At 58.4% G+C, this 24,983-nt stretch carries 18 protein-coding genes and 1 pseudogene; 10 read left to right on the top strand and 9 right to left on the bottom strand.

Going from position 1 to position 24,983, the window contains the following annotated elements:
- Positions 1–308: 308 nt before the first annotated feature.
- On the top strand, positions 309–1,058 hold the full coding sequence (locus LRS06_RS10410; RefSeq protein ID WP_257871428.1) for a hypothetical protein: 750 nt from the start codon (positions 309–311) through the stop codon (positions 1,056–1,058).
- Between the two features lie 13 nt (positions 1,059–1,071).
- Here the strand turns inward: LRS06_RS10410 and LRS06_RS10405 are convergent, their stop codons facing one another.
- Together LRS06_RS10405 and LRS06_RS10400 are read right to left on the bottom strand one after the other, a co-directional pair.
- On the bottom strand, positions 1,072–1,218 hold the full coding sequence (locus LRS06_RS10405) for a hypothetical protein (protein WP_257871427.1): 147 nt from the start codon (positions 1,216–1,218) through the stop codon (positions 1,072–1,074).
- Entirely contained in the window at positions 1,215–1,622 is a 408-nt protein-coding gene (locus LRS06_RS10400) for a hypothetical protein (RefSeq protein ID WP_257871426.1), read from the bottom strand. The genes LRS06_RS10405 and LRS06_RS10400 overlap by 4 nt, the downstream gene beginning before the upstream one ends.
- A gap of 559 nt (positions 1,623–2,181) precedes the next feature.
- Here LRS06_RS10400 and LRS06_RS10395 point away from each other — a divergent pair.
- The 3 genes and pseudogenes from LRS06_RS10395 (at position 2,182) to odhB (ending at position 8,054) form a co-directional block, all read left to right on the top strand.
- The gene (locus LRS06_RS10395) at positions 2,182–3,228 is read left to right on the top strand and encodes an SMP-30/gluconolactonase/LRE family protein (RefSeq protein WP_257871425.1); all 1,047 of its coding nucleotides are present in this window, start codon (positions 2,182–2,184) and stop codon (positions 3,226–3,228) included.
- Between the two features lie 204 nt (positions 3,229–3,432).
- Positions 3,433–6,279 carry a 2-oxoglutarate dehydrogenase E1 component gene (locus LRS06_RS10390; RefSeq protein ID WP_257871424.1) on the top strand — a complete coding sequence of 949 codons (2,847 nt, stop codon included), beginning with the start codon at positions 3,433–3,435 and terminating at the stop codon, positions 6,277–6,279.
- A gap of 58 nt (positions 6,280–6,337) precedes the next feature.
- Positions 6,338–8,054: pseudogene (gene odhB, locus LRS06_RS10385) on the top strand (2-oxoglutarate dehydrogenase complex dihydrolipoyllysine-residue succinyltransferase).
- Positions 8,055–8,240: 186 nt separating this feature from the next.
- Here the strand turns inward: odhB and LRS06_RS10380 are convergent.
- From LRS06_RS10380 to LRS06_RS10370, 3 genes are all read right to left on the bottom strand, one after another.
- The gene (locus LRS06_RS10380; RefSeq protein WP_257871423.1) at positions 8,241–8,630 is read right to left on the bottom strand and encodes a group III truncated hemoglobin; all 390 of its coding nucleotides are present in this window, start codon (positions 8,628–8,630) and stop codon (positions 8,241–8,243) included.
- Between the two features lie 413 nt (positions 8,631–9,043).
- Positions 9,044–10,000 carry a drug/metabolite exporter YedA gene (yedA, locus tag LRS06_RS10375; RefSeq protein ID WP_257871422.1) on the bottom strand — a complete coding sequence of 319 codons (957 nt, stop codon included), beginning with the start codon at positions 9,998–10,000 and terminating at the stop codon, positions 9,044–9,046.
- An 84-nt stretch (positions 10,001–10,084) separates the two neighbouring features.
- Positions 10,085–12,058 carry a sialate O-acetylesterase gene (locus LRS06_RS10370; RefSeq protein ID WP_257871421.1) on the bottom strand — a complete coding sequence of 658 codons (1,974 nt, stop codon included), beginning with the start codon at positions 12,056–12,058 and terminating at the stop codon, positions 10,085–10,087.
- Positions 12,059–12,216: 158 nt separating this feature from the next.
- Here LRS06_RS10370 and LRS06_RS10365 point away from each other — a divergent pair, with 158 nt between their 5' ends.
- Positions 12,217–13,878 (top strand): M1 family metallopeptidase, encoded by a 1,662-nt coding sequence (locus LRS06_RS10365; RefSeq protein WP_257871420.1) that lies wholly within the window; start codon positions 12,217–12,219, stop codon positions 13,876–13,878.
- Between the two features lie 170 nt (positions 13,879–14,048).
- Positions 14,049–15,461 (top strand): dienelactone hydrolase family protein, encoded by a 1,413-nt coding sequence (locus tag LRS06_RS10360; RefSeq protein WP_257871419.1) that lies wholly within the window; start codon positions 14,049–14,051, stop codon positions 15,459–15,461.
- A gap of 255 nt (positions 15,462–15,716) precedes the next feature.
- On the opposite strand, the gene LRS06_RS10355 is transcribed toward LRS06_RS10360, so the two are convergent.
- Positions 15,717–16,001, bottom strand: a complete 285-nt coding sequence (locus LRS06_RS10355; RefSeq protein ID WP_257871418.1) for a GIY-YIG nuclease family protein — start codon at positions 15,999–16,001, stop codon at positions 15,717–15,719.
- Between the two features lie 185 nt (positions 16,002–16,186).
- On the opposite strand from LRS06_RS10355, the gene lpdA reads away from it, so the two are divergent.
- A complete protein-coding gene (gene lpdA, locus LRS06_RS10350; RefSeq protein WP_257873402.1) occupies positions 16,187–17,593 on the top strand; it encodes a dihydrolipoyl dehydrogenase in 1,407 nt (468 codons plus the stop codon).
- 223 nt (positions 17,594–17,816) lie between these two features.
- Here the strand turns inward: lpdA and LRS06_RS10345 are convergent, their stop codons facing one another.
- The 3 genes from LRS06_RS10345 to LRS06_RS10335 all read right to left on the bottom strand — a co-directional run bounded on the left by LRS06_RS10345 (position 17,817) and on the right by LRS06_RS10335 (position 22,305).
- A complete protein-coding gene (locus tag LRS06_RS10345; protein ID WP_257871417.1) occupies positions 17,817–19,097 on the bottom strand; it encodes a hypothetical protein in 1,281 nt (426 codons plus the stop codon).
- Positions 19,098–19,460: 363 nt separating this feature from the next.
- Positions 19,461–21,161, bottom strand: a complete 1,701-nt coding sequence (locus LRS06_RS10340; protein WP_257871416.1) for a YgcG family protein — start codon at positions 21,159–21,161, stop codon at positions 19,461–19,463.
- A gap of 256 nt (positions 21,162–21,417) precedes the next feature.
- A complete protein-coding gene (locus LRS06_RS10335; protein ID WP_257871415.1) occupies positions 21,418–22,305 on the bottom strand; it encodes a hypothetical protein in 888 nt (295 codons plus the stop codon).
- A gap of 174 nt (positions 22,306–22,479) precedes the next feature.
- Between LRS06_RS10335 and LRS06_RS10330 the strand changes: the two genes are divergently transcribed.
- The 3 genes from LRS06_RS10330 (at position 22,480) to lepB (ending at position 24,979) form a co-directional block, all read left to right on the top strand.
- Entirely contained in the window at positions 22,480–22,878 is a 399-nt protein-coding gene (locus LRS06_RS10330; RefSeq protein ID WP_257871414.1) for a hypothetical protein, read from the top strand.
- A gap of 41 nt (positions 22,879–22,919) precedes the next feature.
- Positions 22,920–23,507 carry a YdeI family protein gene (locus LRS06_RS10325; protein WP_257871413.1) on the top strand — a complete coding sequence of 196 codons (588 nt, stop codon included), beginning with the start codon at positions 22,920–22,922 and terminating at the stop codon, positions 23,505–23,507.
- A 308-nt stretch (positions 23,508–23,815) separates the two neighbouring features.
- Positions 23,816–24,979 carry a signal peptidase I gene (gene lepB, locus LRS06_RS10320; RefSeq protein WP_257871412.1) on the top strand — a complete coding sequence of 388 codons (1,164 nt, stop codon included), beginning with the start codon at positions 23,816–23,818 and terminating at the stop codon, positions 24,977–24,979.
- The last annotated feature ends 4 nt before the right edge of the window (positions 24,980–24,983 follow it).

Below are 24,983 nucleotides of genomic sequence, written 5' to 3'. Positions count from 1 at the left end.
TGGATGAAACAGCAGACAGTATCTTTGTAGTTCCGCTTATTACTGCATTCATGCCTCCTTCTGACCTTACATTATATGACCCGTTTGATGGGATGCGCTTTGGCACGAACTCATGCTTTCTGTGCGGAGCGCCAACCCAAGATCCGCAGGATACAGTGCCAGTGCTAGCGCCCTGGCTACTTGACCGATATCAGCTAAGCAAACGACAGATGCGACTGCTCGACCAAAGCGTGGTAGCGTATGACGACCTACGTATACCGTGCTGCCCGCAATGTCGCACCCAGGCAGTAGAGCCGTTAGAAGCTCATATGGCTGAGGTTGCAGATGGTGGCCTCACTGCTTGGCAGCAGCTGGATGGGCAACAGCTTTTCCTATGGTTGGGCAAGATGTTCTATGGTATTCTGCTCACAGAGCTGCTTACGGAACTTGACCCTCTTATAAAACCACAGTACCCGCTGTCGGAAAACGGGCAGATGCTGGGGAAGCTGCAGTCCTTTTATCAGGTGTTCCAGGCATTGAGGGTGCCTATTGTGTTCGAAGATTTCACCCCGGCTTCCGTTTTCATCCTAGAAGTTGACGCAGTCGAAGACACCATCCCATTTGAGTACGACGATGATCTGAGCACGATGATGTTCAGCATTAAGCTTGACAACGTGGTGCTGGTAGCCTGCCTGCTTGACAATGGCATCATCCGGCAGGCTATGCGGCGGGTGTATGAAGATGTGCAGGGCAAGGCGCTGCACCCGGTACAGGTAGCCGAGTTCAAGGCCCGCGTGTACTATGCCGCTTATCTGTTTAATGTAGTGCCCGACTACTACGTGCGGCCGGTGAAGCCTAGTGACCAGCACTTGGTGTACGATACCCTGATTGATGACGTAACCCGGGAAATCTTCAATCCCTGGGAAAACTCGGGCTATGCCCAGTCCTTGCAGGAAATGTGGAAGCGCTGGCGTCTGGAACTGCCGGAAATCATGCGTAATCCGGCGCAGCCTCTCAGCTTTCTATATGATGAGGAGGGAATGCCACGCACGATAGTCTCGTACCCGGAGCCAACCTAAGCAGCAGTTGGGTTTAGCCTTCGCTCCAGTCGGGTGCTGGGGCAGTTACTTTGGTGATGCGCACTTTTTCCCAGCGGCCAAAATCCAGATCGTCCATGCGGCCGCGGATTTCCCGCTCGTTCATAAGCAGGTCGATGCAATGGCGGTGGCGGCGGTTCATGGTGTCGTGCACCGTATAGACACCATCGAGCTGGGGGAAATACCACTGATGCGTACGGCGTCGCCATAATTCAGGGGGCCGCCCCAGCGCTGTAGTAAGTCGCGGGACAAGGCTATCCAGCGGGTTTTGCTGGAATGGTTTTGCGGAATGCGAGAATTATCGGCCGTTACGAACGGCTCGTCATCGGTTTGCTCTACCTCCGGGGTGTACACCGTAGCTGTGACGGTATAGTGCGGCAGGCGCTGGGGCAAACGAGCCAGGGAAGTGGACGGAACCGTGATTGGCCGAGGCTCTAGTGCCGGAGGAGCAACTACGGTGAATACAACCGGACGGGCCGGTACAGGAGGAATCGGGGGCGTCTGGGGAGAGAAAAGGAGGTTCAGCAGAAATAGGGCTATAGACATGACGGTTAAGCTGGTGGACTCCCGATTAAAGCCCGGGAGTATAAGCTTCGTCCAATTTGGCCGGACGCGGCATTTGAGAAACACCCTACAGCGTATGAAGGCAAAAGGTTACAAAGGGGTTACTTCACCCTGATGAAGTCATATAGATAAAAGGATAAATTCTAAAACCAGCCAATTTGCCACTAATATTCATCGCTATAAAGAGTCAGAGGAGTTCTAGTAGTTGTAGCTCGCTTTATTATCAGGCTGATTAAGAATAAAAAAGTACAATTCGATAGATATTCAATAATCGTTATTTTACACACTCATTAGCTGCAGGCAGCAACAGCAAACGACCTAAGAAGAACACAGCAGCAGACAGTGCGTAGGGAAGTAACTGGTTTCTTCTACCCAAAGCTTTTCCTGTTCTCTTAGCCATTCATTTATGAATTTCACCAACTCACTTTCCCGGTCACTGTGTCCTGCTAGCTTGTTCCTGATGCTGGCGGCGTGCTCATCCCCTTCCGCTTCGTCCTCCGAAAATGACAAGACAGCTCTAGCTGCTTCACCTGAAACGTCGGTGCCCGCTCCCGCTGACTCGCCGCTACAGATTGTGGCCAGGTTCCGGGAGCCGCAGATTGTGGGCGTAGCCGTGCTGCCTGATGGCCGCGTGTTCGGGGACTTTCCGCGCTGGGATAATAACCCCGTAAACCCGGTAGCCGAAATCAAGCCTGATGGTTCCGTGCAAGGCTACCCCGATGCCAATTGGTGTACCTGGAACGAGACTACCCGCAACGAGCCCCAGAAACACTGGATTTGCCCGCAGAGCGTGTACGCCGATAAAACCGGAATGCTCTGGGTGCTAGACCCGGCCTCACCCGGCCTGAAGGGCACCGTGCCCGGCGGCCCCAAGCTGGTTAAGATTGACCCCTCAACCAATAAGGTTGTGCAGAACATCAGCTTCCCTGAGAGCGTGGCTCCGCGCAAATCTTACCTGAATGACGTGCGCATCGACACCCAGAACAGCTACGCCTACATTACTGAGTCGGGTATCGGCAGCCTAGTGGTCGTCGACCTGAAATCGGGCAAAGCGCGGCGGTTGCTGGCTCTGCACCCCTCTACACAGGGCGACACCACGCTCAACATCAAAGCCGACGGGCAGGAACTGATTGATGCTACCGGCAAACGGGCCCGCTTCAATGCCGATGGTATTGCCCTGAGCCAGGATATGCAGTACCTCTACTGGAAGCCACTCACGAGCTACACGCTGTTTCGCATTAAGACGGCGGCCCTCCGCGACCCGGCCCTGTCGGACGCCCAGCTGGCCCAGCAGATAGAAGAATTAGGCAAGGTACCCGCCTGCGACGGAATGGAGATTGACGCGCAGAATAATCTGTACATGACTACCTTCGAAGACCACTCCATTAAGCGTCGCACGCCGGCGGGCAAAATTGAGGTGGTAGTACAGGATCCTCGCCTGGAGTGGCCGGATACGTTTGCTTTTTCTGCTGATGGCAGCACATTATACGTGACTAATTCCGCTATCCACAAAACGCCTACTTGGAACAAAGGCATCGGCAAACAAGACCAGCCTTATCACATTTTTAAGATGAGTTTGCGGAAATAACATAACCTTCTACCAGCCAAAAGCCGTTTCTACTTGAAGGGACGGCTTTTCATTTTATTTGATAGATTGGTCGTTGTTACTTGAATTCAGCCACCTGTACAAAGCAATGTTCTCATTATAAGACTTATTTGCGTATGCGCATATAAGTTTCAGCTTTGCTACTAAGCTGTTTACCTTTACGCCGACACCACCAGTTCCCACCGCATGGACGCATACTCTTATATCGCCAATGCTCATGGCGAATACCTTGACCAGCTTTATCAGGCTTATAAAGCCGATCCGCAATCGGTGGATGTAAGCTGGCAGAAATTCTTTGAAGGCTTCGACTTTGCCCAGCAGTATCCCGAGGGTGGTTTGCCTCAGGCTGATGGAGAGGGCGTGCTGTCTACAAATGCCAGCACCAACCAGGCAGGCACCATTCGAGCCGTTGATACCGTTTCGGCCGACAAGGAAACGCAAGTGCGTAACCTGATTCATGCCTACCGAAGCCGTGGCCACCTGGTAGCCCGCACCAACCCGGTACGCCCGCGCAAAGACCGTAAGGCCCGCCTGAGCATCACCGACTTCGGCCTGAGCGATGCTGACCTGGATACGACTTTTCGGAATGGAGAAGTGCTGGGGCTCGGTACCAGTGCCAAGTTGCGCGACATTGTGGCGGCGCTGGACAAGATCTATACCCGCACTATCGGCTTCGAGTACATGTATATCCGCGACCCGCGCGTACTCGACTGGTTCCGGGAGAAAGTAGAAAAGGACTCGCTCAGCTTCAACCCCGGCGTAGAATACAAAAAGCGTATTCTGAGCAAGCTGAATGAGGCAGTGGTGTTCGAAAACTTCCTGCACACCAAGTTTCTCGGGCAGAAGCGCTTCTCGCTGGAAGGCGGCGAAACCACTATTCCCGCCCTCGACGCCATCATCCGCAAAGGCGCCGAACTGGGCATGGAGGAAGTGATGATTGGTATGGCCCACCGTGGCCGCCTGAACGTGCTGGCCAACATCATGGGCAAAACCTACGAGCAGATCTTCTCGGAATTCGAGGGAACGGCCGTACCGGATCTGACCATGGGCGACGGCGACGTGAAGTACCACATGGGCTACAGCAGCCAAGTGGATGCCGGTGGCCGCTCCGTAAACCTGAAGCTGGCGCCCAACCCCTCCCACCTGGAGGCAGTGAACCCGGTAGTGGAAGGCTTCGTGCGGGCCAAGCTCGACCACGGCTACGCCAACGACTACAATAAAGTGCTGCCTATCCTGATTCATGGCGACGCGGCGGTAGCCGGACAGGGCATCGGGTACGAGGTAACGCAGATGTCGCAGCTGGAAGGCTACAAAACCGGCGGCACCCTGCACTTCGTCATCAACAATCAGGTAGGCTTTACTACCGATTTTGAAGACGCCCGCTCCTCCATCTACAGCACCGACCTGGCCAAGATCATTGACGCACCGGTGCTGCACGTGAACGGCGACGACCCCGAAGCCGTAGTGTTTGCCGTGCAGCTGGCTACCGAATACCGGCAGCAGTTCAACGCCGATATCTTTATTGATATGGTGTGCTACCGCCGCCACGGCCACAACGAGTCCGACGAGCCCAAATTCACCCAGCCCACGCTCTACAACCTCATCAGCAAGCACCAGAACCCGCGCGAGGTGTACAACGCGGCCCTGGTAGCCCGCGGCGACGTGGATGCCCAACTGGCTGCGCAGATGGACAAGGAGTTTCGCGACACGCTGCAGGCCCGCCTGGACATGGTGAAGCAGAAGCCGCTGCCCTATAACTACCAGGCCCTGGAAAATGAGTGGCGCAGCCTGCGCCGCAGCAAGCCCGAGGACTTCAACCAGTCGCCGCAAACCGGTATTAGTGAGGAAGTCGTAGCCAAAGTAGGCAAGGCCCTGACCACCCTGCCCGAAGGCTTCCGTCCCCTCAAGCAAATTGAAAAGCTGATGGAGGAGCGCAAGAAGATGTTCTTCGAAACGCGCGTGCTGAACTGGGCCGCCGGCGAGCTGCTGGCCTACGGCTCATTGCTGGCTGAAAAGCACATTGTGCGCCTGAGCGGGCAGGATGTGCAGCGCGGCACGTTCTCGCACCGCCACGCCGTCCTGCACGATGCCGAGACATCGGCACCCTACAACTCGCTCAACTACATCGAGGAAGGGCAGGAAAAGCTGAACATCTACAACTCGCTGCTGAGCGAATACGCGGTGCTGGGCTTTGAATTCGGTTATGCCATGGCAAACCCTACAGCCCTGGTAATCTGGGAAGCGCAGTTCGGTGACTTTGCTAACGGTGCCCAGACCATGATTGACCAGTTCATCGTGAGTTCGGAAAGCAAGTGGCAGCGGATGAACGGCCTCGTGATGCTGCTGCCCCACGGCTACGAAGGCCAGGGACCGGAGCACTCCAATGCCCGCCCCGAGCGGTTCCTGCAGCTGGCGGCCGAGAACAACATCATCGTGGCTAACATGACTACGCCGGCCAACTTCTTCCACGCTCTGCGCCGGCAGCTGACCTGGGAGTTCCGCAAGCCGCTGGTAGTTATGTCGCCGAAGTCGATGCTGCGCCACCCCCTGTGCGTGTCGCCGTTGGAGGAATTCACTTCTGGCTCCTTCCGTGAGGTGCTGGGCGACGTTTACGCCGAGGAAAAGAAAGTGAAGCGCGTGTTGCTGTGCTCGGGCAAGGTGTACTTCGATTTGCTGGAAGAACAGCAGAAATCGGAACGCAAAGACGCCGCCATTGTGCGCCTGGAGCAGCTGCACCCCTTCCCCAAGAAGCAGCTGGATGCTGAACTGGCCAAGTACCCAAAAGCCAAGGTGTACTGGGTTCAGGAAGAGCCCGAAAACATGGGCTACTGGAACTACCTGCTGCGCTTTATGCGCCGCGAGCTGGAAGACGTAGTGGCCCGCAAAGCCTCGGCTTCGCCCGCTACCGGCTACAACAAAGTGCACGTGAAAGAGCAGAAAGACCTGGTAGGGCGTGCTTTCGGAATTGCTACCGCCGAGGTAGATGCCGAGAACATCAAAGCCACGGCTGAAATGGCCAAGAAAACCGACTAGCCTGCCTGTAGCTGTTAGCAATAATATCCCACCGAAACCCTCTCAACTCTCCCGCCTTATGGGTCTGGAAATTAAAATCCCCGCCGTTGGTGAGTCCATCACCGAGGTTACCATTGCCAAGTGGCTTAAGCAGGACGGCGCCACGGTAAAGCGCGACGAAGTAATTGCTGAGCTGGAATCCGACAAAGCCACGTTTGAGCTGCCCGCTGAAGCCGATGGCGTGCTGAAAATCCGCGTAGCCGAAGGCGAAACTATTGGTATCGGAACCGTCATTGCGGATATCAACGGCGACGGTGCTTCTGCTGCGCCCGCTCCCGCTGCAGCTCCGGCGGCCAGTGCCACGCTGGCCACCCCGCAAAACAGCGCGACGGCGCCCGGCCAGCAGGAAGGCGGCGCCGCTGACCCCGTAACGCAGGGTGAGCAGAATCCCCAGGCCAGCAACCAAAGTGGCTACGGCGGCTCTCAGGCAGGCTCGGCCAACACCCCCCACGGCCGCAACGCCTGCGGCGGCGCCAGCTAGCAACGGAAGCAGCGCGGCCGTGGAAATGAAGATTCCGGCGGTGGGCGAGTCCATTACGGAGGTGACGGTAGCCAAGTGGCTCAAAGAAGACGGTGCCCAAGTGCAGCGCGACGAAATCATTGCCGAGCTGGAATCGGATAAGGCCACGTTTGAGCTGCCCGCTGAAGGTACCGGCACCCTGCGCCACGCTGCCAAGGAAGGCGAAACCATTGGTATCGGCGCCGTAATTGCCCGCATCGAAGGTGGTAGCGGGGCTCCGGCCGCGGCTTCAGCTCCGGCTGCCCCGGCGGCATCTGCAACTGCTCCCGCAGTGGCTAACAGCCCGCAACCCGCCGCCTCTAGCTCTTATGCTACGGGCACACCTTCGCCGGCGGCCGGCAAGATTCTCGGGGAAAAAGGCATCAGCCCGGCCGATGTGCAGGGCTCGGGTCGGGACGGACGCATCACCAAGGAAGATGCCCAGAATGCCCAGGCCAAACCGGCCCCGCAGGCGCCTCCCTCCGCTGCTCCTGCTGCCACTCCGGCCGCTGCCAGCCCACAACCGGAAACCGGCAACCGGGTGCAGCGCCGCGAGCGGATGAGCAATCTGCGCAAAACGGTTGCGCGCCGACTGGTGGCGGTAAAAAATGAGACGGCTATGCTCACCACCTTCAATGAGGTGAACATGCAGCCCATCATGGACCTGCGCAACAAGTTCAAGGACAAGTTCAAGGAGAAGCACAGCGTAGGCCTCGGCTTCATGTCGTTCTTCACCAAAGCTGTGTGCGTGGCCCTGAAAGAGTGGCCCGCTGTGAATGCCCAGATTGATGGCACTGACATCATCTACAACGACTTCTGCGACATCAGCATTGCCGTATCGGCCCCGAAAGGCTTGGTGGTGCCGGTTATCCGCAATGCCGAGGAGCTGTCGTTTGATGGCATTGAAAAGGAAATCCAGCGCCTCGCCGGCCTGGCCCGCGACAACAAGCTTACCATTGAGCAGATGACCGGCGGCACGTTCACCATCACCAATGGCGGCGTGTTCGGCTCGATGATGAGCACCCCTATCATCAATGCCCCGCAGTCGGCCATCCTGGGCATGCACAACATTGTGCAGCGTCCCATTGCCGAAAACGGCCAAGTGGTAATTCGTCCGATGATGTATCTGGCGCTGAGCTACGACCACCGCATCATCGACGGACGCGAGTCGGTATCGTTCCTGGTGCGCGTGAAGGAACTGCTCGAAGATCCTACCCGTCTGCTGCTGGGCGTATAGCCTAAAGCACAAAAGCAAAAGCCCTTTGCCGGATGCTCTTTCCGGCAAAGGGCTTTTTTTATGATGCCAAGGTCTGTTACTCATCAACCGACAGAAACAAAAAAACGCCCCGCATGACGGGGCGTTTTCTTTTCGGGGTGGTGGGGTTGGGTGGGAGCGGAAATGTACCTGGGTGGGTAAAAACGGTTAATCAACCGGCAGCTCGCGCAGACGGGAGGCGCTAAGCCGGGTGGCTAGTTGACGGGCCAGCTGTTTGGCCTCCTCGGCCTTGGAGCCGGAGAAACACTCCTCCACCGTGGAGGAAAACAGCTTCAGCCAATGATTGACGTGGTGGCCGCCCTGCGGAAGTACTACCTGCTCGGGCAGTGGCGCGCCCTCAATTTCCTTGCGGCCCAGCAGCGTAGTGCTCCAGTAGCGGTATTGCGAGGTCAGAAAATGCGGCCAGTAAATGCGGGAAGCAGCCCCGAAGCTAGGCCCCAGCAGCGTATCGTTGTTGGCCTTGTGGCACAGCGTGTCTACCAGCTTTTTGATGTCGCCTTCAGTCTGGATGTCGGGGAGGGTAGTAGACGTTTGCATAAGCACAGCGAAGAACGGGTGGATGCCAGAATACGTAGCGAATTTACGCAAGTTTCAGGTTATTCGCTATCAATGCTGGTATTTTTTTACGACAAGTTTTTACTATTCGCAATTCAGAGGCCTAGCATACGTTTGCGGGTTGCTACACAAGCACGTATGCTCTCATCCCTAGTATCTGTCTGCTTCTGAGCGGGCTTACCTGCTGGCTTGCTGAAAAGTAGAGCCGCTTACGGCACACGGATGTTATAGGTTATGCAAACCTATCCGCTCCATCAAACACCCTTTCTGTTGCTACCCTTTGCGGATGACGCCGCACACCGAAATCGGCAGCCCATCAACCTTAGGCTGGTTTATAGAAAGACCTGTCAGCGGCACAAGCGGGCTACCGAATCACAGAGTACACCCCGTCTAAGCTAGGTTTTAGAGGCTGCTGTTGCCGACGAAGATTCTGAAGTTGACGCTTTCGAACCTCGCCGTCCGCCAAGTACTACCAGCACGACGGCTACCACAATGAGAGCGGCCCCGCCAAGCATCTGGGCATTGAGCGTTTCGCCGGCAAAGGCCCACCCCAGCAGCACCGCTACTACCGGGTTCACGAAAGCATACGTGCCCGCCAGTGCGGGCTCCACGTGCCGCAGCAGCCAGATATAGGCGGTAAAAGCCACGATGCTCCCGAACGTAACCAGGTAAGCATAGGCCAGCCACGATTTGGTAGTAACGGCGGCTAAGCTAAAGCCAGCGGCCTCGCCGCGCAGTAAGCCCACTACTATCATCACTAGCCCGCCGCACAGCATCTGCATCCCACCCGACACGAATGGGGACGAAGCCGGCTGCTTTTTCTTGGAGTAAAGCGAGCCAATAGCCCACACCAATGCCGCCGTGAGCACGCACACGATGCCAATAGTTTCGTGGCCCGGAATAGCCACGTGGGCCACGCCCGGGGTGCGTGCCAACAGATACACGCCCACCATGCCAATTGCCAGCCCTATTGATACCCATAGCGTAGGCCGCGCTGAGACGCCGCTCAGCCAGCCCAGCAGCGCCAGAAACATGGGGACCGTGGCCACCAGCAGCGCCGCCAGCCCCGAGGGAATGTACTGCTCACCCACCGTCACGCCCCCGTTGCCGAACGCCAGCAGGCAGATGCCAATAAGAAGCGCCGTACCCCAGCCCCGCAGCGTGGGGGCCGGCTCCCCGCGCCAGCGCATAAACCCGTAGAGTAGCGCTCCGGCCAGCGTGTAGCGCGTGCCGGCCATCAGCAGAGGCGGAATGGAGTCGATGGCAAAGCGGATGCCCAGGTAGGTGGAGCCCCAGATGATATACAGAGCGGCAAACGCCAGCAGCAGAGAAGCGCGGGAAGGGCGAGGCATAGGGGAAAAGCAAAGTACAGGGCAAACCTACACCGGAAAACCCGGGCGGGTTGCGCCGGAATCTTGCGGAGTTTCACCCCAAGCTTACTTCCGCCCGGTGGTGAGGCCGGGCCAGTCGTCGGTGCGGAAGGGCGGAGCGGGCAAGCCTTCCTTGTTGTACAGATTAGGGAACGGATTGTTGCTCCAGGCGTAGCGCACGGCCACCGGCGCGGGCACCTGCGGGCTCGAGAGCACCAGCGTGTTGCCTTCCAGCCGGCCCTGGGCCCACACAAACTTGCGGTCGGCCCCGGCAATGGCGAAGCTTTTAAGCGTAGAACCACTGGCATCTTTCAGCTCCAGCCCGCCGCCAGTGTTTCTGAACGTGATGCGCACCTCCTGGCCCTGCACCTGCATCTTCTCAAACGTTGGGCCAGAGGCTACTACCTGCTTGTCCCCGTAGGCTACCTGCCGGGCGGCCAGCGCTAGGCGGCGGCCCACGTCCTGCTTGTTGCGGGGGTGAATATCGGCGGGGTTGCCGATGTCGATGGCCGTAGCCATGCCGGTGCGGGGTAGGCTGAGCGTGCGGGCCTGGGCCTCGCGCAGCTCGGCCCACTCGTAGTCGGCGGGCTGAGGCTGGTCGGGCATGTAGTTGGCCAGCTGCACAAACAGAAACGGAAAGTCGCCTCGGCCCCAGCGCATCCGCCAGTCCCGAATCAGCGCCGGAAACAGGGTGCGATACTGCTCGGCCCGGCTGGCGTTGCTTTCGCCCTGGTACCAGATGGCGCCTTTGATGGCATAGGGCAGCAACGGCGCAATCATGGCATTGTAAAGCACCGTGGGGCTGTTCTGGGCCCCGGCCGGAAACGGGTTGCGCGGGGTGGTTTGCCGGTCATACGCCACCTGGTATGCCCAGTTGCCGGCCAGCGGCACCGCGCGGCGGCTGGTGGTCAGGATCATGTCTTTGGCTTCGCCCCAGATGCCCCCGCCTCCGCCGTTGTCCACCACGCGCACCGTCAGCACGTTGCGGCCGGGCTTCACCAGGGCAGCCGGCACAGTGTAGCGGCGGGGCTCGTTGTAGCCGTTGGTGCGGCCAATGAAGGTCCCGTTGAACCAGGTCGAGTCGTTGTCGTCTATCTGAGCAAGGTTGAGCTGGGCGGGCTGGTTGGCTTCCTCGGCGGTGAGGGCTACTTCCTTGCGAAACCATATTACTCCATCAAAATTTTGCAGACCTGGAGTAGCTTCCCAAACGCCGGGCAGCGTCATGGTGGGCCAATTGGCCGCCGCGTAGTTCACGTCAAACCAAGCTTGGGCGCCGGGGCGGTGGCCTCTGTCCTGACCAGCCGGACTGCGGCGCCAGGCAGACATCTGGGCTTCAAAATCGGCTACCTGCCGGCTGATGTCGCGCGGGTTGCTGCGTAGCTTCTCCACGACCGGCGTAAACTCGGGCAGGGCTTTCAGCGCTTCGGCGCTAACCCAGGACTCGGCTGGCGTACCGCCCCACTCGGCCGTAATCAACCCGATGGGCACGTGGTAGCGCTGGTGCAGGTCGCGAGCGAAGAAGTAGGCCACCGCCGAGAAGCTGCCGGCCGTGGCCGGACTACAGACTTGCCAACCGGCCCCACCAAACTCGGCCTGGGGGCGCGAGGCTACCACGTTGGGCACGTCAATCAGCCGGATTTGCGGGAAGGTAGCAGCAGCAATTTCCTGGGGGCCTTTGTCGGCGTCTCGCAGGGCCCACTCCATGTTCGACTGCCCCGAGGCCAGCCACACGTCGCCCACCAGAATATCGGTCAGCTCCAGGGTGTTGCTGCCCTTAATAGTCATGGTGTAAGGACCGCCGGCGGGCATGGCAGGCAGCGTGAGCGTCCATTTGCCGGAGGCATCGGGCTGGGCAGCGTAGGTTTTGCCCTGGAACGTGAGGCTGACTTTCTCGCCCGGCGCGGCCCAGCCCCAGAGCGGTAGGCGGGCGTCGCGCTGCAGTACCATGTGGGAGCCCACCAGCCGGGGCAGACGAACGGTGGCCTGCGCGGCAGAGCTTACGACACCAAAACCAAGCAACAATAGCAGGAAGCGAATCATCGGAAACCAAGTTTCAGGCGCAAACAAACGCTTGCACAGCCAATAGTAAGCAGAAATAGCCCGAAATGCCGCTCAGTCAGCCGCGCAACGAGGCCCCGAAGCAGGCGTCTGTTACGGGCGCAGTATCTTGGCTGCTCGTCTTTCTCTTCGCTTCCTCTATGCTCCAACGTCTACTGCTGTTCACCGCGCTGTTGAGTTTAACCCAGGCGGCTACGGCCCAGTTGATGCAGCCCAAAACGGCCTTCACCCGCGCCGATTCTCTGCGCGGCCAGCTTACACCCCTGCGCACCTGCTACGACCTCAGCTACTACCACCTTGATGTGAAGCTGGACGTGGAAAAGCGCTTCCTGAGCGGCTCCAACCTGTTCCGGTTCACCGCTACTCAGGACTTCACCCGGCTACAGTTTGATTTGTTTGCTAACCTCTCGGTGGACAAGGTGGAGTACCAGGGCAAGACGGTGCCATTCACGCGGGAAGCCAATGCGGTGTTCGTGAGGTTCCCACAGCCCATCCGCCAAGGCACCCGCGACCAGTTCACGGTGTTTTATTCCGGCCAGCCTACCGTGGCCAAACTAGCCCCCTGGGACGGCGGGTTGGTGTTCAAGCAGGACACTACGGGCAAGCCCTGGGTGGCCTCGGCCTGCCAGGGTGTGGGCGCCAGCATCTGGTGGCCCACCAAAGACCACCAGGCCGACGAGGTAGACTCCATGCTCATCAGCGTTTCGGTGCCCAAGGGCCTGAAAGACGTGTCGAACGGCCGCCTGCGCAAAGTCACCAAGCTCAGGGGCGGCTACACGCGCTACGACTGGTTTGTCTCGAACCCCATCAACAACTACGACGTGGCCCTGAACGTGGGCGACTACCAGCACTTCAGCGGAGGCACCTACGCCGGGGAGAAGGGCCCGCTCACGCTCGACTACTGGGTGCTACCCGAAAATCTTGCTAAAGCCAGAAAGCAGTTTGCTGCCAACGTTCCGTCCATGCTCAAGGCGTTTGAGTACTGGTTCGGGCCGTATCCGTTTTATGAGGACGGCTACAAGCTGGTAGATGCGCCCCACCTGGGCATGGAGCACCAGAGTGCCGTGGCCTACGGCAACAAGTACCGCAACGGCTACCTGGGTCAGGACCGCTCCGATACGGGTCTGGGTCTGAAGTGGGACTACATCATCATCCACGAAAGCGGCCACGAGTGGTTCGGCAACAACATCACCACCAAGGATATTGCCGATATGTGGGTGCACGAGGGCTTCACTACCTACTCCGAGGCTATGTTTGTGGAAAGCACCGCCGGCCAGGCCGCCGCGGCCGACTACATCCACGGCTGCCGCAAGTGGATCCGCAACGACGAGCCTATCATCGGGCCGTACGGGGTGAACAAGGAAGGCTCCGGCGACATGTACCCCAAGGGGGCGGCTATGCTGCACATGCTGCGCCTTACGGTGAACGACGACGCCAAGTGGCGGCAGATCCTGCGCGGCCTGGGCCAGCAGTTCTACCACCAGACTGTGACGACGGAGCAGGTGGTAAGCTACATCAACCAGCAAAGCGGCCAGAACCTCACGCCCATCTTCAACCAGTACCTGCGCCACCCCAATGTGCCCACGCTGGAAGTGCGCTTCACGCCCGACGGCAAGCCGCTGGCCCGCTGGATTGCCGACGAGCCAGGTTTCGCCCTACCCGTGCGGGTGCGCACCCGGGGCGGGGAGTACCGCACCATCACGCCTACCCGCTCCTTTAAACCCCTGGATCTGCCGGGCCTGACCCGGGAAAATATAGAAGTGGATACCCACAACTACTACATCGGGGTGCTGGTGGAGTAGTGTATGAGGCGGCAGTAGGGCCGATGAGGTTGTATTATTGCCGCTTCATTCAAATTCCCCATGATAAGAACTGCGTTACTGCTCTTTTTTGTTTTTACTACCATGTTACCCAGGCGGGCTCCGGCTTCGCCGACCTCAAACCCGGCCCGCACACCGTTGGCTTCCGTGTGGTGCAGCAATACGATTACGCACGGGCCTATAAAGGCCGTACCGACGCCGTAACCGGGAAACCGACCACCGGCGAGCTGGCCCGGCCCATCCAAACCTTGGTGTGGTACCCGGCCCAGAAAGGCGGCACTGCCATCCGCTACGCCGATTACCTGCGCACGGAGGCCACCGACGAGAACTTCGTTCGGACCGATGCGGAAACCGCCGCTTTCTTAGCCGACAAGCTACAGTGGGCTGCCGCGCAGGTAGGCCAGAAGCAGGCGCAACAGCTCTTTGATCAGCGCATGTGGGCCGTGCGCAATGCTCCGGCGGCGGCTGGTAAGTTTCCGGTGGTGATTTATGCGGCTGGCGGCGGCGGCACTGCCCACGAAGCCGCCGACTTGTGCGAATACCTCGCCAGCCAGGGCTACGTGGTGCTGGCCAGCCGCAGCCTGGGTACGCGTACGAAGGACATGAACTTCGATGCCGAAGGGCTGGATACCCAGGCGCGGGATATCCAGTTCCTGCTTTCCTACGCCCATACCCTGCCCCAAGCCGATATGGCCCATGTGGCCGCCGCCGGCTGGAGCTGGGGTGGCCTGGCCAATGCGCTGGCGGCCACCCAGGACGCGCGCATTAGCGCCATCGTCAGCTTTGATGGTACCAAAGCCTGGGAGGATACCAAACCCGTGTCGCGCGTGCGCCTGACCCTACCGTGGCTGTACGTGCAGCGCCGCTCCGAATCGGTGCGCGAGCTTAGTGCCAAAGGAATGGAAACGACGGGAATCCTGCTGAATGAAGCCAAGTACGCGGACCTCTACCACGTGGTCATGAATCCAATGGAGCACAGCGACTTTTCCACCATCGGCCTGCGCTTTGCCGGAGCGGAGCACTTCACAGAGTATTCCCGCGCTGAGGTAGAAGCAGCCTACCACTGGACCTGCCGCTACACCCTCGAATTCCTCAATGCCAACCTGAAAGGCGACGCCACCGGCCGGCAGTTTCTGAGCCGCACACCTACGCAGAACGGTGTGCCAGCCCATATGGCCCGCCTCTACCACCTGCCCGCCCGGTCCGGCCCCGCGCCCACGCAGGCCGGCTTCGCGGCGGCCCTGGCCCGGGAAGGCTACGATAAAGCCCTGGAAATCTACCGCCGCCTGCAGCAGCAGGAGCCCACATTTGCGTTGTCGGAAGGGGCGCTGAATACCTGGGGCTACCAGCTTATGCGCGAGGCCCGCGACCTGCCCGCCGCCCGGGCCATCTTTGCCCTGGGCACGGAGCTCTACCCCAACGACGCCAACCTCTTCGACTCCCTGGGTGAAGCCGACGAGAACAGTAAGGACATCCAAGCAGCCATTACCCACTACCGCCGCTCCCTGGAGCTGAACCCCGCCAACCTCAACGCCCGCCAGCGCCTGCAGGCCCTCGGCGGCTAAGGAAAACGTGTCATGGTGAGGCGCAGGCGAAGCAATCCATCCGTTGCGAAGGTAGTCACGGCCCTTCCCCACAAATCCCTGCTTCTCTTTGTCATTGCGAGCAAAGCGAAGCAATCCGTCCTCTGCGCAGTACGACCTGATCTGTCACCAGCAAGCTCTTAATCGTTGCTCACGGTTAAGGGCTTTTCCCTTAAGGATGCGCAGCACATTTCAGAGGACGGATTGCTTCGGCTTCGCCTCGCAATGACAGGTTTTTCAGTCCAGCGTATCAAACAGGTCCTGCCACTCGGGGTTGAAGGCGTTTATCAAGTCCAGCTTCTTTTGTCGGGAACCGCCTTTGAGCTGCTTTTCTCGTTCGATGGCTGCGTTTACATCGGTGAACTGCTCCCAATACGTCAAATGATGCACGTTATACTTCCGGGTAAAGCCTGGGTGTAGTCCGGTTCTGTGTTCATAGATGCGGCGCGGCAAATCGTTGGTAATGCCAATGTATAGGACGGCGTGGTTAGCATTCGTCAGGATATAGACATAGTAGTGCATAGCTTGCTAAAATAAGGGTTTAAGGAAAAGCCGGCCATACGGCGCAGGTTTACGAATTGTCGCGCGCAGCCTCTTGGCAAGGACCGATTGTTCATTTCTCACATTCAACCACTTTTGCACATCAGCACATTACTAAGCCGTGCGTACCTTCGCCCCCGTTGATTCTCACCGAATTCACCCTTAGCATGAACCAATACGACGTTACCGTCATCGGCTCCGGGCCCGGCGGCTATGTGGCGGCTATCCGCTGCGCCCAGCTGGGCCTCAAAACCGCCCTCATCGAGAAGTACGACACCCTGGGCGGTACCTGCCTCAACGTGGGCTGCATTCCCAGCAAGGCCCTGCTCGATTCCACCGAGCACTACCACAACGCGGCGCACACCTTCAAGGAGCACGGCATTGAGCTGAGCGACCTGCAGATCAACATGAACCAGCTCATCGACCGCAAAAACGGGGTGGTGAAGGCCAATACCGACGGGATTCAGTTCCTGATGAAGAAAAACAAGATTGACGTCCTGCACGGCGTCGGCTCGTTTGTCGATAAAACCCACATCAGCATTGCGCCCACGGCCGGCGGGGAGGCCCAGCAGATTGAGACGAAGAACGTCATCATTGCTACCGGCTCCAAGCCCACCGTGCTGCCCTTCATCCAGCAGGACAAGCAGCGCATCATCACCAGCACCGAGGCCCTGAACATCCGCGAAGTGCCCAAGCACATGATTGTGATTGGCGGCGGCGTCATCGGGCTGGAAATGGCGTCGGTGTACGCCCGCCTCGGCGCGAAAGTGTCGGTGGTGGAGTTCATGGACTCCCTGATTCCGACCATGGACCGCGGCCTGGGCAAAGAGCTCAAGCGCATCCTGGGCAAAATCGGCATCGAGTTCTTCCTGAGTCACAAAGTAACCGGCGCTACCCGCGCGGGCGACACCGTGACTGTCACTGCTACCAACCCCAAGGGCGAGGAAGTGAAGTTTGAGGGCGACTACTGCCTGGTAGCCGTGGGCCGCGTGCCCTACACCGCGGGCCTGAACCTGGAAGCCGCTGGCGTGGAAATGGAGGAGCGCGGCCGCATCAAGGTAGACGAGCACCTGCAAACCTCGGTGCCTGGCATCTACGCCATTGGCGACGTGATTCGGGGGGCTATGCTGGCCCACAAGGCCGAGGAAGAAGGCGTGTTCGTGGCCGAAACTATTGTGGGCCAGAAGCCGCACATCAACTACCTGCTCATCCCCGGGGTGGTGTACACCTGGCCCGAAGTGGCTGGCGTAGGCTACACCGAAGAGCAGCTGAAGGAGCAGGGCAAGGCCTACAAAACCGGCTCGTTCCCGTTCCGTGCCTCGGGCCGCGCCCGCGCCTCCATGGACCTCGACGGCTTCGTGAAAGTGCTGGCCGACAAGGAAACCGACGAAATCCTGGGCGTGCACATGATCGGCCCGCGCATCGCCGACCTCATTGCCGAAGCCGTAACGGCCATGGAGTTCCGCGCCTCCGCCGAGGACGTAGCCCGCATGAGCCATGCCCACCCCACCTACGCCGAAGCCATGAAGGAAGCCTGCCTCGCCGCCACCGAGAACCGGGCGATTCACATGTAAGCCCAAAACGACTCAGCAATTCAAAAGAACGTCATGCTGAGCGAAGCCGAAGCATCTCTACCGCTCGTTGCCCAATCATAAAAAGCGGCTGAAACTCACGGGAGCTTCAGCCGCTTTTTACATTTCTATTGGTATTAATCGGGTGTGCCGAGGAGAATCGCGCTTAGCTGCCAGGTCAGGGACAAGGGGTGAGCACCATCGCAGCTATACAGAAACTTGAGTATTACTTCCCTAATCTATACCCTAATAAAAGCGAGTATCGCTCTATATTATTGCTGTACATCACTGCATTTAGTGAGCCGTTGCTTCTTTCATATCTAATTTCCCCGGATATTTTTTTCACTCCAGCGCCTACACCCAGAAGAAACCCTTGCTCATATTTTGAAGTAGGGAACAATGGCTTCTTGAACGTTTCTGTAGTGGAGTAAAACTTTTTAGTAGTAGTGGCTTCATTATTCTCTTTTATGGCATAACCATTTGAAATACCTGCACCTACAAAGCCATAGCCGCTCCCTAATTGGCGCGTATAACGAAGCATCGTATTTATCTTTAAATATGCATAGTTAAATTCAAATACGGTTTTTTCATAATTATCCGCGCTAGTAAAAACCTCGTTTTCGCCTTTGATTGAAAAGCTGGTAAACATCAATTCATTATAGGACGAAAAATTTGATAGGCTTCTGGGAAGAGCTATATTCCAGTAAGCCCCTCCTACGATGGATTTATTGAGAGCTAAATCAGAAGCACCATTAAGCGTCATTCCCTTGAAGTGCATCGTACCCGCAGAGGGGCCTACAAAAATACCCAGCTGATTTCGCGGCCTGTCACTGGAAGCGGTTTTAATACTTTCATTTGTACAAGCTGAATAAACACGAAAGGCTTTAATTAAGTCGCTCTGCTTATACTTAGTATTTTTTAAAGTCTTGGTAATTTCACTACAATCTTTTAGATATAATGATAGTTGATTTAGAAAAAAATTGTTCTCCTTAACTACCAAAGGCCTGCTGATGTCAGGTATGTTATTTCGTTCATCAATGGTTTTATACTGTTTGTATACGAGAAGCTCAAAAGATGGCCCCGACTTTATATAGAAAAAATCCCTGTCGCTCCCCACTTTGTAGTGATACAAGCTCTTATTGCCCGAAACTATATTCAGCAGAAACGTAGTATCCGCTTTGTACTGCGGAATGGATGAGTCATTAAGCTCTTGTAGTTTGTAGGGGGACGTCTCAATAGTTACAATCCCACTTTCATATAGCTCGCCACTGACTTTAAATGCGGCTATATCACTAGTGGTATAGACAGTGCTGGAGCCTGCAATTTCCTTTTTGAAAGAGACTTTCTTAGGATTCTGATACCACTTTCGGTAATCAATAAATCCTGCTATTGTATCCCCCTTAGGTGTGACAATAGTACCGGGTAAATAGTTTTCCTGGCCTTGAGCCAGATGTGAGAAGCAGCTTGTTAAGAGAAGCGCAACAAGTTTTGTGTAAACTGTCTTCATGCAAAATATGGTTGAAAAACAAATAAAACTTCCTAGCCATAAAATTTATGGAATGACCAGCTGAGCCACCTGAATAGATTCTACTTTTTCAATGAAATGTGCATCGATATAGCAAAAATATTTCAGCGTGCTTAGAGCAAATGTACGACGCTTCCTACGAGTTTCAACCCGATGCTATAGGCTTCAGGCTGTAACTCGTATATCAGTTGCGGAACCAATCTGATCAACCCAACAAAAAGCTAGTGCGTTTTTTGGGTTGATCAGATTGGCGTGTAGAGAAGCGTATTCGCGTCTTGTCGTCCGCGTCGCCTAGCGTTCAACAACTAGACGCAAGTAGGCGTCTCTGCACCGTTCGTGAAACGGCTATAATTCCAACCTGCCTTGCTCCGACTCTTGGTTACGAACTGAAGAAGGAGGAAACTTTCGGCTGTCATATTTCCGGGCAGCCTTATTGACTACTTGACGGTAACTATAACCACACTTTGCCGGGTCGGGAAGCACACCATTGGCCGCGAGAAGATGCATAGTGTCGTGCCTCTGCCTAAGTGTTATTAACAGTGCTACCAACTGCTGCCGGCGCCCCCCACCCCCGGAACTTCCTCCGCTGCTGCTACTGCTGGACGACGAAGATCCTCCGGAAAACGACGACCCCGACGACGAGCGGCTGGAAGAGGACAGCTGGGAGGTGGTGTACTTCTCCTTTTTGACGTGCTGGCAGAAGGCGCAGGTGTGTACGTGCCAGCCCCAGCCCCCGTGGGAAGTAGTGGCGGCCTGCACTTCCTCATCGGGCTGGGGCTCCAGGGTTCGGTGGTGGCACTTGGGGCAGGCTTCGGCGTCGGAGCCGAGGTTGGCGTAGTCGAGGGTGAGCTGGTGCCGGCAGGCCGGGCACTGCCACACGTCGTAGTCGATGGACTGAATGCGCTCCTCGGCGGCCTGGCCCGGCTGCAGGGCGGCATCGTCCTGGGCTTCGTCGAGGCGGTGCATGGGCGTGGCGCAGACGGGGCAGGCGTAGGCTTCGTCGCGCAGAGCGGCCAGGCGCTGCCGGTGCCGGGGCCAGTAGAACGCCATGCCCAGCGGAAACAGGAACCGCAGCCAGCCCAGGCCGTGGTGAGTTTCGCTCAGGAACTGGTAGCGGGCGTGGCGGCTTTTATCGGCGTAGTTCGCGGCTAATAGCCGGTTTACTTCCCGCAGGTAGCCATGCAGGTACAGCCCCGGCCAGGCATAGCACAGCCCGATGAGCAGCAGAGGCGGCACGGCCCAGTCCAGCACCACGGCCGCCAGCACCAGCCCCGCAATCAGCAGCACGCCCAGAAACAGCACCCAGTAGTTGGCCGCCGACTTTTTGATGCGGAAGCCCAGCACCAGCACACACACCACCATAAACACCAGCGCCGCCACCACAGCCACGCCTTCCAGCTCACTCCACGCATTGGGGTCGGGCTGATACTCTTCAATCAGGTGGGTAGCGTCATCCGTGAAAGCTTGGGCGGGCTCCCCGGCCAGAGCAGCCGCTGAGTCGGCGGGCTCCAGGCGGCCGGTGGCCAGCTGGCGCAGCAGGGCCGCCACACCGGCGCGCACGGCCGCGTCGTAGTTGCGGGTGCGCAGGTGAGGCAGCATGTAGCGCTGCTGAATGCGGAAGCAGATAACGTCGGGCAGGTCGGCTTCCAGCCCGTAGCCGGTTTCAAACTCCACCCGCCGCTGGTCCTCCACTACCAGCATCAGCAGGCCATTGTTTTTGGTTTTGTCCCCGATTTTCCAGCGGTTGAACAAGGCCGTGGCGGCGGTTTTCGGGACTTCCTCGCCAATGCTGTGGGTCAGTACTACGTCGATATGGGCCCGGCCGCTTTGGTCGAGGGGGCGCAGGATGGCGTTCAGGTCCTGCACCGTGCCAGGCTGCAGCAGGTGGTCGGGGTCACTCACGTAGCTTTCCCCCAGGGTTTTGGGGTCGGGAATAGCCGTGAGGTAGTTGTCCTGCGCGGCAGCGTTCTGGCTTATCGATGCGCACAATGCCAGCAGCGCCAGCGCCTTCAACAGGAAATTACGCAAAAGCAGAGCAGGTGCCATGGACCAGAAAGAGGGTTTGTCGGCTAAAGAAAGACATATCCCGGTTAAGCCCGAGCATTGGGCGCTGGTTGAGGTGTGCGACTGTTTCGTCCAGGATAGCAGGAACCGAGAAGTATATCAACCGTCATGCTGAGCGCAGCCGAAGCATCTCTACTGCTTCGTTGAACGATGCATGCAGACGAAGCGGTAGAGATGCTTCGACTGCGCTCAGCATGACGTTCAAGAGGCCTTACTAAATGCCTGCGCTGTGCCCGGCTTACTGCCGGCTGCCGCGCACGTAGGCGCTGAGCTGCTCGTCCAGGTCGCGCACCTGCAGCACCAGCTGCTTGCCGGCGTAGGGCTGGAGGGCGCGCAACTCCTGGGCTACCTGACGCTGCCAGGTTAGCAAGCGGGGGCGGTTGGCGTACACTTCCCGGTCGAACTGGTCCTGGCGGGCGTTGGCTTCGGCCATGAGCTGGCGGAAGATGGCGCGGTGACGACGAGTAAGGTCGGGGGTGGTAGTGGCCTGGACCTGGAGGCGCCGGGCGAGGTGGCGGGCGTAGAGTTCGGTAAGGTCGAAGTGCAGCTGCTCGTGGGCCAGCGTCTGGCCGGGCGTGCGCGAGGGGTGAAAAGAGGAGTGGCGGCAGTCGAAGTAGGTTTCGATGGTGAGGCGCGTAGTGCGCTGCCAGGGCTGACTGCTGCAGCGGTAGCGGATGCCGCTGTTGGTGGCCGCCTCGCAGTGCCCACCCCGGCTGGGCCCCTTGAAATCGGCGGGCATGAGACGACGGGCCGGGTGCCAGAGAATTTCCTGCTCGTAGGGCTGCAGGCTGGCCGTGCGGAAAGCGCGGGCCTGCAAGCCGTTTGCAGCCGGAATAGTGGGCTTTTCGAGGCGCAGCAGGTTGGCGCCCAGCTCGCGGGCCTGTTCGGTAGCCAGCCGGAGCAGGGCCGTCGAGTCGGAGCCGAACGCGAGCAGGGACGGGCGTACCTGGATGCAGGCCAGTTCCCAGGCGGAGGCTTCCACAGGCTCGGAGGCAGCCAGCACCAGCACCGTTTGAGTTGGGGTCCGATGAGCGGGCGGCAACAACTCAGGGCGCTGCACGGCTACCTGGGGCGCACAGCCGGCCAGCGTCAGGCCCAGTCCTATCCACGTACGCAGGCGCATCATCGGTAGTAAGATCAAGAGGTGGACGAGGGGGCGTTTTGCTAAAGTTAGGGGTTGTGAGTGGCTGGGCAACTGCTGCCAGAGGAATTTTTGGGTCGGCGGCGGTTGCCTTCAACTGATAGAATTCAGCTAATTTTAAGATACTAACAGGTTTCCTAATTCTAACTAAAATTCATCGTGGCCGCTCCGCTATTTTATGAGGTCGTATTCGAAGCAGGTCGCTTGCCAGCAATAGACAATCTGGTGAGTGACCTGGAGAGCATTTCGGGCTTGCCTATCAGTTTATCCAGCCGTCAGGGAGGCCTTGATACAACTGTATGGCATATTGCTGCCAAGCTAGGTTTCAGGCAGAGGAGGAGTTCTATGGATGTAGGGCTGTTTGTTAATGATCAATCCTACGTTATAACATCCAATATTTTCAGCGCCACGGATCCTTATTTAGTTGGAACACTACTATTTGCTTTGATAAGCCATGGGGGAGACTATGCCCGTCAACTTCCAAGCTGGGCAGGGAAGCTTTGGTGTGATATTGAGAAGACATGGCTACCTGAAACTCTCCCTTGCAGCAGACACTAACAGCTGCTAAACTTCATCTTAGCATCGTTCAACCACCTCCTATGCCCCGCACCGATACCTACGCCCAGGCCCAGCCCGCCAGTCGCGCCGAGTGGCGGCAATGGCTGGCCGAGCACCACGCCAGCAGCCCCGGCGTGTGGCTGGTGTATTGCAAAAAGCACAGCGGCCAGCCCAGCGTAACTTACCCCGAAGCGGTAGAAGAAGCCTTGTGCTTTGGCTGGATCGACTCGCACCCGCGCAAGCTCGACGCCGACCGGACGCAGCTGCTGTTCACGCCGCGCAAGCCCAAAAGTGGCTGGAGCAAAGTAAATAAGGAACGGCTGGTGCGGCTGGAAGAAACCGGGCAGCTGATGCCCGCCGGCATAGCCGCCATTGCCCGCGCCAGGCAAAACGGCGCCTGGGAAAGCCTAGACGCCGCCGAAGCCGGTACCGTGCCCGACGGCCTGGCCGAGGCCCTGGCGGCCAACGCCGACGCGGCCCGCCACTTCGCGGGCTTTTCGCCCACGGCCCGCAAAATGCTATTGATGTGGGTGCTGGGCGCCAAGCAGCCTGCTACCCGCGCCCGGCGCATAGCCGAAACCGTGCGCATGGCCGCCCTGAACAAGCGCGCCAACTTCGACCGGGAGTAACAAGTTGACTGAGGTAGCCTGCGCGTTTACTTGTGAGCCTATTCGGAAAATACAGAACGTCATGCTTCGGCTCCACGGACGACAGATGAAGCATGACATACCCTTTTTCACGCTAGGCGGCTTTTTGGAGAAGCCCCAAGCGGCTGGAGCCCCGGTGGCTTCAGCCGCTTTTTGTTTATAGCCAGGATACTATATGCCCGGCTGCCAGCGTTGAGAACCGGCTGCGTCCGGGCATTGGCTGGCGCGCCGCTGTTGCCGGGCGCATCGACGCCACCGCGCAACGTCTCCTCACCTTCACACCAACTTCTATGAGCCTCTTTAACTTCCGCCGTCGCGGCACTTCCGCCACGCCTTCCCTACCCAAAAGCCCCGCCCGCGAATGGCGCGATGCCGTGGTGTTTGCCGTGGTAGCGGCCACGCTCATCCGGTGGTCGGCGGTGGAGGCTTACCACATCCCCACGCCCAGCATGGAAAGCTCCCTGATGGTGGGCGACTACCTGTTTGTGAGCCGGCTGCACTACGGCCCCATCACGCCCCAAACGCCACTGCAGGTGCCGCTCACGCACCAAACCATCTGGGGAACGAAGCTGAAAAGCTACTCCGAGGCCATTCAGTTGCCGGCCTTTCGCCTGCCGGGGTTCAGCTCCGTGCAGCGCAACGACGTGGTGGTATTTCATGTGCCCCATGAGCAGGACCGGCCTGCCGATATGCGCACCCACCTCATCAAGCGCTGCGTGGCCATTGCGGGCGATACGCTGGAAATCCGCCGGGGCCAGGTGGTGCTGAATGGTACGGCCGCTCTACCCGCCGGCCGGATGCAGAACACGTATTTCCTGCAGGTTGACGCGCCCGACGATGCCATCCGCCAGGCCATGTACGAGCACGGCGTGGTCGATTACAACGAGCCGGACGGAATGCCCCGCGCCAGCATCAACCCGGAAACGGGTAAATCCGGCTTCCTGATCAGCTGTACGGCCGAGGTAGCCGAATACTTCCGGCGTCAGCCCTACGCTCAGGGCCTCACCGTCCCCACGTACGCAGTCAGCCTGTTTCCCGGCGTTGCCGACTTCCACAACCCCGCCGCTGCTTCCACCAATCAGCCGCCCACCTGGCAGCTGGATGACTACGGCCCGCTGGTGGTGCCCCGCAAAGGCCAGACGGTTGCCCTCACCCCGACCAATGCGGGTATGTACTACACCATCGTGGCCCAGTACGAGCACAATGAGGGCATCAGTTGGCAGAACGGCACGATCTACCAGCATGGCCGGCCGCTAACCAGCTACACCATCAAGCAGAACTACTACTTTATGATGGGCGACAACCGTCACAACTCCGAGGACTCGCGCTTCTGGGGCTTCGTGCCCGAAGACCATATCGTGGGCAAGGCGTTCTTCGTCTGGCTGTCCATCGACCCCTACGCCGACTTGCTCCACAAAATCCGCTGGGACCGGCTGTTCCGGCCTATTAGCTAGGGCC

This window comes from Hymenobacter sp. J193, from assembly GCF_024700075.1.
Taxonomy (GTDB): Bacteria; Bacteroidota; Bacteroidia; order Cytophagales; family Hymenobacteraceae; genus Hymenobacter.
Note: the sequence above shows the minus strand (reverse complement) of the source record. Positions and strands in the feature narration are given on the sequence as shown.

Excerpts from the sequence above, each read along its gene's own strand:
- LRS06_RS10390 (WP_257871424.1), top strand. The coding sequence starts at position 3,433 with ATGGACGCATACTCTTATATCGCCAATGCTCATGGCGAATACCTTGAC.
- yedA (WP_257871422.1), bottom strand. The coding sequence starts at position 10,000 with ATGCCTCGCCCTTCCCGCGCTTCTCTGCTGCTGGCGTTTGCCGCTCTG.
- LRS06_RS10325 (WP_257871413.1), top strand. The coding sequence starts at position 22,920 with ATGCCCCGCACCGATACCTACGCCCAGGCCCAGCCCGCCAGTCGCGCC.
- LRS06_RS10340 (WP_257871416.1), bottom strand. The coding sequence starts at position 21,161 with ATGGCACCTGCTCTGCTTTTGCGTAATTTCCTGTTGAAGGCGCTGGCG.
- lpdA (WP_257873402.1), top strand. The coding sequence starts at position 16,187 with ATGAACCAATACGACGTTACCGTCATCGGCTCCGGGCCCGGCGGCTAT.
- LRS06_RS10335 (WP_257871415.1), bottom strand. The coding sequence starts at position 22,305 with ATGATGCGCCTGCGTACGTGGATAGGACTGGGCCTGACGCTGGCCGGC.
- LRS06_RS10405 (WP_257871427.1), bottom strand. The coding sequence starts at position 1,218 with ATGAACCGCCGCCACCGCCATTGCATCGACCTGCTTATGAACGAGCGG.
- LRS06_RS10400 (WP_257871426.1), bottom strand. The coding sequence starts at position 1,622 with ATGTCTATAGCCCTATTTCTGCTGAACCTCCTTTTCTCTCCCCAGACG.
- LRS06_RS10355 (WP_257871418.1), bottom strand. The coding sequence starts at position 16,001 with ATGCACTACTATGTCTATATCCTGACGAATGCTAACCACGCCGTCCTA.
- LRS06_RS10365 (WP_257871420.1), top strand. The coding sequence starts at position 12,217 with ATGCTCCAACGTCTACTGCTGTTCACCGCGCTGTTGAGTTTAACCCAG.
- LRS06_RS10370 (WP_257871421.1), bottom strand. The coding sequence starts at position 12,058 with ATGATTCGCTTCCTGCTATTGTTGCTTGGTTTTGGTGTCGTAAGCTCT.
- LRS06_RS10410 (WP_257871428.1), top strand. The coding sequence starts at position 309 with ATGGCTGAGGTTGCAGATGGTGGCCTCACTGCTTGGCAGCAGCTGGAT.
- lepB (WP_257871412.1), top strand. The coding sequence starts at position 23,816 with ATGAGCCTCTTTAACTTCCGCCGTCGCGGCACTTCCGCCACGCCTTCC.
- LRS06_RS10345 (WP_257871417.1), bottom strand. The coding sequence starts at position 19,097 with ATGAAGACAGTTTACACAAAACTTGTTGCGCTTCTCTTAACAAGCTGC.
- LRS06_RS10380 (WP_257871423.1), bottom strand. The coding sequence starts at position 8,630 with ATGCAAACGTCTACTACCCTCCCCGACATCCAGACTGAAGGCGACATC.